We start from the raw sequence: 7,221 nt of genomic DNA, 5'->3' as shown, positions 1-7,221 counted from the left end.
GCCGTAGCCTTCGCCGATCATCCAGCGCAGCAGGGTGATGTTGGAGCTCAGGTATTCGGTGATCGACTCTTTCGACAGCTTGATGGTGCAACCGGCAGCCGAACGTTCGGCCGAGGCGTCGGACAGTTCGAAAGCCTGTTCGATGCTCAGGTTGTCCAGGCCTTCGATTTCCAGGATGCGGCCGGAGAAGGCGTTCTTCTTGCCTTTCTTCTCGACGGTCAGYAGGCCAGCCTGGATCGCGAAGTAAGGAATGGCGTGAACCAGGTCACGCAGGGTGACGCCCGGTTGCATCTTGCCTTTGAAGCGCACCAGGATCGATTCCGGCATGTCCAGCGGCATGACGCCGGTGGCAGCGGCGAACGCGACCAGACCGGAACCGGCCGGGAACGAGATGCCCATCGGGAAACGGGTGTGCGAGTCACCACCGGTACCGACGGTGTCTGGCAGCAGCATGCGGTTCAGCCACGAGTGGATGATGCCGTCGCCCGGACGCAGCGAAACGCCGCCACGGGTCATGATGAAGTCAGGCAGGGTGTGGTGGGTGGTCACGTCGATCGGCTTTGGATACGCCGCGGTGTGGCAGAACGACTGCATCACCAGATCAGCCGAGAAGCCCAGGCACGCCAGGTCTTTCAGTTCGTCACGGGTCATTGGACCGGTGGTGTCCTGGGAACCTACGGTGGTCATCTTCGGTTCGCAGTAGGTGCCAGGACGCACACCGGCTACGCCGCAAGCCTTGCCGACCATTTTCTGCGCCAGGGTGTAACCCTTGGTGCTTTCAGCCGGGGCTTCCGGCAGTTTGAACAGGTCGAACGCTGGCAGACCCAGTTCGGCGCGAGCCTTGTCGGTCAGGCCACGGCCGATGATCAGCGGAATACGGCCGCCAGCACGAACTTCGTCCAACAGCACCGGGGTCTTCATTTCGAAGGTGGTCAGGACTTCGTCAGTACCGTGTTTGCAGACTTTGCCCGCATGCGGGTACAGGTCGATCACGTCGCCCATGTGCATGTTCGACACGTCGAATTCGATTGGCAGTGCGCCGGCGTCTTCCATGGTGTTGTAGAAGATCGGAGCGATTTTGYTGCCGAAGCAGAAACCGCCAGCACGCTTGTTCGGCACGTAAGGAACGTCGTCGCCGAAGAACCACAGTACGGAGTTGGTCGCCGATTTACGCGAGGAACCGGTACCGACCACGTCACCGACGTAGGCGATCGGGAAGCCTTGGCCGCGCATTTCTTCGATCTGCTTCATCGGGCCGGTAACGCCTTGGGCGTCAGGGACGATGCCGTCGCGGGCCATTTTCAGCATGGCCAGGGCGTGCAGCGGGATGTCTGGACGGGACCAGGCATCYGGRGCAGGGGACAGGTCGTCGGTGTTGGTTTCGCCGGTGACCTTGAACACGCGCAGGCTGATCTTGTCGGCCAGGGTCGGGCGGTTCTTGAACCACTCGCCGTCAGCCCAGGACTGCAGCACGCCTTTAGCGTGAACGTTACCGTTCTTGGCGCGCTCAGCGACGTCGTGGAAGGCATCGAACATCAGCAGGGTGTGCTTGAGTTCTTTGGCCGCGACGGGCGCCAGTTCGGCGTCGTCCAGCAGGTTGACCAGGGTCACGATGTTGTAGCCGCCCTGCATGGTGCCGAGCAGTTCAACAGCGCGCTTCTTGTCGATCAGGGGGGATTTGGCTTCGCCTTTGGCGAGGGCGGACAGGAAGCCGGCCTTGACATAGGCTGCTTCGTCCACGCCAGGTGGAACGCGATGGGTGATCAGGTCAACGAGGAAAGCTTCTTCGCCAGCCGGGGGATTCTTCAGCAGCTCGATAAGGCCTGCAGTTTGCTCGGCGTTGAGCGCCAAGGGTGGAAGCCCTTGCTCGGCACGTGCTTGTAATTGTTGTACGTAGGTCTCAAGCACTGGGTTTCTCCTGTCATACCGCGTGTTGTTGAGTGAGCGAACAGCGTGCGCCCGCAAAAATAAAGGCAGGTGCAGTTTTTCGGTTGTCGAGGGTGACCACCCGAAACTATCCAATCAACTGCGCCTGCAAAAGGTGTTCTGTCCCGGAATCGGGAAGGCACAGATCTGCATCTGCGCCAATCGGAGGTTTTCGGCAACGGTGGATATTGTCGACACTATCTCGTGATTGAGCCGGAATATAATGATTATCCGCAGGTCAATCAACTACATTGTCGACACATTTGAATCACCGCCCAAGTCGTCACCATAAGGGCAGCGGGCTCAATCGTTCACTTGTGACTATTCGCACATCGATTCGACTGATGACAGCCAGCGCTCTGCGCCGCGGTTTCAGGTGGGAGGCTGAGACTTCACGCAGTCGCCTGCGAGGGATACATGCCTTTGGCATTCACGCGACTGCAAATCAGTCAAAAGGAACGAAAAACCGTAAGTCGATATTGATTGGGTTTGTCCCACGCCATTGGACTGCAGGACTTCGAAAAGGCGCTGTCATGAATAGCCAAGAGACTGTCGCAAAATGAAAAGCGCTCCCGGGCCGGGGGCTTTTTAATGGGCGCTGAAAAGTCGATTGAGCCGATTGGGTCGGTGACACGGCAAATGTAACGAGGCGGGCACTCTGCTAGCCGGTGCAACGCGATGATTTTTCCAGTCCTGTTTGTAGGAACTGCCAAGCCATGGAGGGCCGATATCTGGATTAGGGCCGTACAACTTACCGCCGCTTGAACCGATGGATGCGACTGCACCGCCTGCGTCACGAATGCCTGGTACGCCAGGCAGGAGAATAACAATATGAAATTCGTGAAAAGTCTGCTGGCTACGCCACTCATGATGGCGCTGACCATCGATGCACAAGCCTATGTATCCACTCAGGATGCCGCCCGACTGGGCACCAGCCTGACGTTGGTAGGCGCCGAAAAGGCTGGCAATGCCGACGGTTCCATTCCGGCCTACAACGGAGGCCTGACCACCGCCCCGGCCAGCTTCAAAACGGGTGACAGCATGCGCCCGAACCCCTTCGCCGATGAGACACCACTGCTGGTGATCGATGGCAAGAACGTTGATCAGTACAAAAGCATGCTGACGGCTACCACGGTCGCATTGGCCAAGCGCTATCCAAACTTTCGCATCGATGTGTATCCGACCCACCGCACGGCTTCGCTGCCAGAGGCAGTGCTGGAAAACAGCCGCAAGAACGCCACCGGCGCCAAATCCCTCAACGGTGGGATTGCCTTTGAAAACGTATTGCCCGGTGTGCCGTTCCCGATCCCGCAATCGGGCGCCGAGGCGATGTGGAATTTCCTGCTGCGCTACCAGGGCGTCAACATCCATTCCAAGTACGACTCCTGGAGCGTCGACTCGGCAGGTGTGGCAAGCCTGGCGGTCTCCGGCGAGGCATTCGTGTCCTTCCCGATTTACGAGAACATGTCGAAGCCGATCAACAACTCCGACATCTACTACCAGCTGAAACTGGCCTATACCGGACCCGCGCGACGAGCCGGTGAGTCGGTCATGCTCAAGAACGCCACCAACCCGCTGCAACGTCCTGGTCGTGCCTGGCAGTACCTGCCGGCCCAGCGCCGGGTCAAACAGATATCGATCCTGGCCTACGACACACCGAACCCTGGCACCGCCCGCGCCCTCGAACTGTATGACTGGACGCTGGTGGGCAAGCAAGAAATGATCGTGCCCTACAACACCTACAAACTGACCTATGCCCGGGATGCCAAATCGCTGACCACCCCCAATTACATTTCCCCGGACTTCGTCCGCTGGGAAAAACACCGGGTCTACGTTGTGGAGGGCAACCTCAAGCCCGGTGCAAAGCACATCTACCAAAAACGCCGCTTCTACCTGGATGAAGACACCTGGGCCGCCGTGGCCTCCGATCAGTACAACACCAGTGGCCAGCTCTACCGTGGCTCCTTCGCTTTCCTCAGCCAGAGCTACGACGAGCAAGTCCCGGATGCCACCCCGTTCATGACTTACGACCTGTCGCTTGGCACCTACAACATCAATGGCGTGGTCGGCCCACATGGCGGTATCCACTACATCGAACCGCTGTCGACGGCGCAGTGGGTGCCGGAGTCCATGGCGGGTGCTGGTATTCGCTAAGCCCCCAGTGATGCAGAACCCGATGTCTTGAGCTAGACGCTGGCGAGGGGTCAAGCTCCCTCGCCACAGGTCATCACCGCTTTTTCGTCGGCATATAAAACGCCAGTCCTTTGCCAAGTCGAAAAAACAGACGGTTCTACTGATGTTTCTGGACAGCCGAAGCCGGCGGGACATCCCGTTTTGCCGGTGCGGGTACGCACGAGTTCAATAGCTATATAGCGTGAGCGAGATTCCCATCGCATCTTCGACGTACTCTGACGAGTAGAATGCCAACGCTACTCAGCACTAATGGGATTTGTGGTGGTCAATAAACCCCGCACGAACGTCAGCGGTCGTACTGCTCGGTGCCGACCAGTTCCGCATCGGTATTTTGACCAAGGACAGTGAAAGCATGCTCATCGCCACATAATCAGCAACCGCCACTACGGGGTTCCGTGAATCGGGACTGGCCGTACGTTTACCCCTCAATCCAATTCGAAGATCTAACGCATGTACCTACGCAAAATTGCAGTTGGGCTGTCGGCCCTTGTTTTGCTTTCCACCGGGGCAGAAGCCCGCAGCCTGCTGGATCTCCTCAAGCCGCCCACCCAGCATCAGGACCCAGTATCCCGCTCGGGTTCGATCAGTCAGAACGCGGCACTGGACCTTTATTCAAACAAACAAAAACAGGCATCGTTCGATGGCTGTGCAGATCTGTTCCCGGCAGCCAAACCAATCAACCTGGCTTCCGTGCCTGCAACAATGAACCCCTTGGCCCTGTGTTCCGACAACTTTGCGGTGCTGTACTCGCAAACCAGCAAGACGCCGCTGGTGGTGGTGGAGCGTCTTAATGCAGCCCAGCTTCAGGATGCAAAAGGGGAGGAGCGCACTAACCAGTTCTATCCAGATCCTCGCATTCCCAAGAGTGGACGGGCAGAGTTGAGTGACTACCGTAGCCAACACCCGGCTGTGGACCGTGGCCATCAATCCCCGGCCGCCGATGCACCGAACCCCAATGCAATGGCTCAATCCTTTGCGCTGTCGAACATGGTGCCGCAAGACCCAACCAACAACCGGAAGATCTGGAGCAAGGTTGAGTCTGATGTCAGGAAGTTTGCCAAGCGAGCCGATGGCAATGTTTTTGTCTTTACCGGCCCGCTCTTTGACCCAGGCCATAGCACCATTGGCGACAACAAGGTCTGGGTACCGACGCGCCTGTTCAAGCTGGTTTACGACGCATCGTCCAAACGGGCCTGGGCCTACATACTCCCCAACGCCGAAACCCGTATTGAGAGGCCGATGGACTATGACGCTTTCGTAAAAAGTACGGGGCTAAAATTACTGGGCAATCTACCCGTCACAGGCTCCGTGGGCCGCACTTGAGGGTTCACATTTAACGGGCGGTGGGGGCGCTTGCTCCCTCGCCACGAGTCACTGCTTTTTTACGCGGGCATACAAACGCCAGTCTTTTGAACTGGAGTGGCGTTCAAAAAATTCGACACGCCTCGCTAGAACCGGGCTTTACTGGAATCAGTTGTGCAGATTGCCGTGTGTTGCCGGCTTCCGAGGTCAAAACTACAGCCGTCGAGGTTGAGGACGAGCCCTTGTCCAAATTCCGGTTCCTCCCCTTCAGGTTTTTCCCGCTGCTGCTCGCCGGCTGCACCACTACGCACATGCCCCACGACTTCAGCGAGACGATACCCGCCAGCGATTCGGCTTTCGGGCGCTCGATCCAGGCTCAGGCCGCCGAACATCAGGGGCTTTCGGGTTTTCGCTTGCTGCCCAACAGCAGTGAGGCGTTCCGGGCCCGCGCCGAGTTGATCCGCAACGCCCAAAAGAGCGTCGATCTGCAGTATTACATCGTGCATAACGGTCTGAGCACCCGGGCCCTGGTGCGTGAAATGCTGGCGGCCGCCGATCGAGGCGTGCGTATACGCCTATTGCTCGATGACACGGCCAGCGACGGTCAGGAAGAAGTCATCGCTACCCTGGCCGTGCACCCGAACATCTATATCCGTGTCTTCAACCCTTTGCATCTGGGGCGCAGTACTTTTGTGACCCGAACCATGGGCCGTCTGCTTAATCTTTCGCAGCAGCACCGGCGCATGCACAACAAACTGTGGCTGGCCGACAACAGCGCCGCCATCGTTGGCGGACGCAACCTGGGGGATGAATACTTCGACGCCAAGCCCGATCTCAACTTCACCGACATGGACCTGCTATGCATCGGCCCGGTCGCCCAGCAGTTGGGGCACAGCTTCGATCAATACTGGAATAGCAGCCTGAGCCATCCCATCAGTGACTTCCAGCTCAACAAGCCAACGCCCGAAGACTTGCTCGAGAGCCGTCAACGCCTGGAACAATCGCTCGACAGCACACGGATCGAAAACAAGGCCCTGTACGAGCACCTCATGACCTACCGGACGCACCCGCAACTCGATCATTGGCGCAAGGAGCTGATTTGGGCCCATGGCAAAGCGATGTGGGACGCCCCGAGCAAGGTGCTGGCCGATGACGAACCGGCCCGCGCGCTAATGATGGCCACGCAACTTCGACCTGATCTGGATAGCATCGACAAGGAGCTGATCTTGATCTCGGCCTATTTCGTTCCCCAGGAGTCGGGCATGCGCTACCTCCTGGGTCGTGCCGAGGCCGGGGCTGATGTACGCCTGTTGACCAACTCACTGGAAGCCACTGATGTGCCAGCCGTGCACGGCGGCTATGCGCCTTACCGCAAAACCCTGCTCGAACACGGCGTGAAGCTCTATGAGTTGCGACGACAGGCGGATGACCCCGGTCGCGGTTCTTCGTTTGGCTTCAGTGGTGGCTCGGACTCCAGCTTGCACACCAAGGCCATGATCCTGGACAAACAGAAGGTGTTTGTCGGGTCCTTCAATTTCGACCCGCGTTCTGTACTTTGGAACACAGAAGTCGGGGTGCTGGTCGACAGCCCTGAATTGGCCGGCTACGTACGCGAACTCGCGTTTGAAGGCATGTCGCCAGCCGTGAGTTACCAGGCTCGTCTGGAAAACGGCGAAGTCGTCTGGGTCACTGAGGACAACGGCCGCCTGCATACCTTGTATAAGGAGCCTGGCGGCGCGTGGCGCAGTTTCAAAGCGTGGCTCAGTGACAAGATCGGCATTGAGAAAATGCTCTAGGCCG

Annotated in this window: 4 protein-coding genes; 3 read left to right on the top strand and 1 reads right to left on the bottom strand. The window is 58.3% G+C overall.

The genetic code is table 11. The annotated features are described in order from the left end of the window. Positions 1-1,908, bottom strand: a 1,908-nt coding sequence (locus tag AC1D2P_RS10370) for a bifunctional aconitate hydratase 2/2-methylisocitrate dehydratase (protein WP_477811418.1), incomplete at its 3' end; no start/stop codon positions are given. Positions 1,909-2,757: 849 nt separating this feature from the next. Between AC1D2P_RS10370 and AC1D2P_RS10365 the strand changes: the two genes are divergently transcribed. The 3 genes from AC1D2P_RS10365 to AC1D2P_RS10355 all read left to right on the top strand — a co-directional run bounded on the left by AC1D2P_RS10365 (position 2,758) and on the right by AC1D2P_RS10355 (position 7,217). Continuing rightward, on the top strand, positions 2,758-4,080 hold the full coding sequence (locus AC1D2P_RS10365; RefSeq protein ID WP_077430134.1) for a DUF1329 domain-containing protein: 1,323 nt from the start codon (positions 2,758-2,760) through the stop codon (positions 4,078-4,080). 489 nt (positions 4,081-4,569) lie between these two features. Then, the gene (locus tag AC1D2P_RS10360) at positions 4,570-5,442 is read left to right on the top strand and encodes a DNA/RNA non-specific endonuclease (RefSeq protein ID WP_077430135.1); all 873 of its coding nucleotides are present in this window, start codon (positions 4,570-4,572) and stop codon (positions 5,440-5,442) included. A 290-nt stretch (positions 5,443-5,732) separates the two neighbouring features. Next, positions 5,733-7,217: a phospholipase D family protein gene (locus tag AC1D2P_RS10355; protein WP_223524872.1), complete on the top strand. Its 1,485-nt coding sequence runs from the start codon at positions 5,733-5,735 to the stop codon at positions 7,215-7,217. Positions 7,218-7,221 lie beyond the last annotated feature (4 nt).

This window comes from Pseudomonas sp. P1_F1_2 (genome assembly GCF_056405815.1).
This window is presented reverse-complemented; position numbering and strand designations above follow the sequence as displayed.

Coding starts and splice junctions, on each gene's coding strand:
- AC1D2P_RS10365 (WP_077430134.1), top strand. CDS start 2,758: ATGAAATTCGTGAAAAGTCTGCTGGCTACGCCACTCATGATGGCGCTG.
- AC1D2P_RS10355 (WP_223524872.1), top strand. CDS start 5,733: ATGCCCCACGACTTCAGCGAGACGATACCCGCCAGCGATTCGGCTTTC.
- AC1D2P_RS10360 (WP_077430135.1), top strand. CDS start 4,570: ATGTACCTACGCAAAATTGCAGTTGGGCTGTCGGCCCTTGTTTTGCTT.